Here is a 1,441-nt window from a genome sequence, read left to right as displayed (position 1 = left end):
TGTCCCCTACATGAACAACACACATGAAGGATCTTTGTTCCTTCACAAAGATCCTTTTTATTTACAATATTTGGCTTCATTTTAGTCCGAAGTGTCATGTTTGGTTCATGATTTCAACAAACTGATGATTCCTGGGTTTTTTTTTTTGCACAGAACAAACGAGTCTGTAAGAACGCTTGACCTTCTTATCGTACAAGGCAACAACATAGGTGCTGTGGCTTAGTGGTTAAAGCGCCTGTCTCGTAAACAGGAAATCCTGGGTTCAACTCCCAGCAGCGCCTTGTTGTTATTCAATAGCTACCATTGTGCACAGACAACACAGTCTGCTCACAACTGATGTATTAATAGTCTGGCTCAGCTCTGAGTCGGTTGCCGACAGAAGCATCATAGGCTGACAAAAGCTCCTGCAACCTCTCAGGAGTCTTACTTTCAGTCAAATTGTCCGTGTCTCTACCTGAGGCTTTATGTATCCACTTCATGAACACAGAGAGACTAGAGGAAATTAACTAAGGAACTTGAATTCCTTAGTTTTGACAACGATTAAAAGCTGAGCTGTCGCACAGATTGACTCCACACGCAGTCGGTGAGTGTGTTGCTAACGTCTGTACAGTTGACACATTGGCTGGTTGTGGCAAATAAAGACGACCGCACAAACAGGAAGGTGAAAAATCCCCTCACGACAGAGGTCTGGGGCATGCTGGTTTTGGTGAATGCTTTCTTCAAGGAAGACTTTGCAGCTGTTGTGGCGCTGTGGCTTAGTTGGTGAAAGCGCCTGTCTAGTAAACAGGAGATCCTGGGTTCGAATCCCAGCAGTGCCTTATTGTTACTGTACCATAAATGAACACTGTCTTGCATGTTTATTCCTCCACAAAGATCCATTTTATTTACAATATTTGGCTTGTTCCACAGACTGGGGCCCACAACTGTGAAGGCACGGTCACCCCTGAGCTTCTGCCGAGCCCGAGGGACCACCAGAAGCGACTGGTTAGCGGACCTGAGTGACCCACTTGGGGGTATAAGGGGTTAAAAGGTCAGATAGGTCAACAAACGGTTGGCCACAAGGATAAAGGGAGGTGCTGTGGCTTAGTGGTTAAAGCGCCTGTCTCGTAAACAGGAGATCCTGGGTTCGACTCCCAGCAGCGCCTTAAACAGTAGATTAATCTCTTGACTTTAACTGTAATGTATTATGATCCATATTTAACTGTTGCTACAGAAAGTCTGTCATGTTTAATCCCCTTCATTGTGAAGATTCCTCTGTTTGAAATCTACTAGATAGGCAAGAATTTCTCAACTTCCCCACAATGCATTGCGTCACTTCATTGCGCAGTGGTGGATAAATAATTGTGAATGATGGAGAGAGAATGTGAAGCAGGATGTTGGGTTACAGTGAAGAGGAAAAACGTGGGAGCTCACACATATATAATGTACTGTAGAATAAATA

Annotated in this window: 3 tRNA genes; all 3 read left to right on the top strand. The window is 44.3% G+C overall.

Features of this window, described 5'->3' with window-relative positions:
* Positions 1 to 208: 208 nt before the first annotated feature.
* The 3 genes from ACRC28_RS09075 (at position 209) to ACRC28_RS09065 (ending at position 1,145) form a co-directional block, all read left to right on the top strand.
* Positions 209 to 281: transfer RNA gene (locus tag ACRC28_RS09075), tRNA-Thr, on the top strand.
* A 463-nt stretch (positions 282 to 744) separates the two neighbouring features.
* Positions 745 to 818: transfer RNA gene (locus ACRC28_RS09070), tRNA-Thr, on the top strand.
* 254 nt (positions 819 to 1,072) lie between these two features.
* A tRNA-Thr gene (locus tag ACRC28_RS09065) sits at positions 1,073 to 1,145 on the top strand.
* Positions 1,146 to 1,441: the final 296 nt, after the last annotated feature.

The sequence above is a fragment of the Clostridium sp. genome (genome assembly GCF_051650885.1).
Taxonomy (GTDB): domain Bacteria; phylum Bacillota; class Clostridia; order Clostridiales; family Clostridiaceae; genus Clostridium.
The sequence above is the reverse complement of the archived record's forward strand: the minus strand, read 5'-3'. Positions and strand labels throughout refer to the sequence as shown.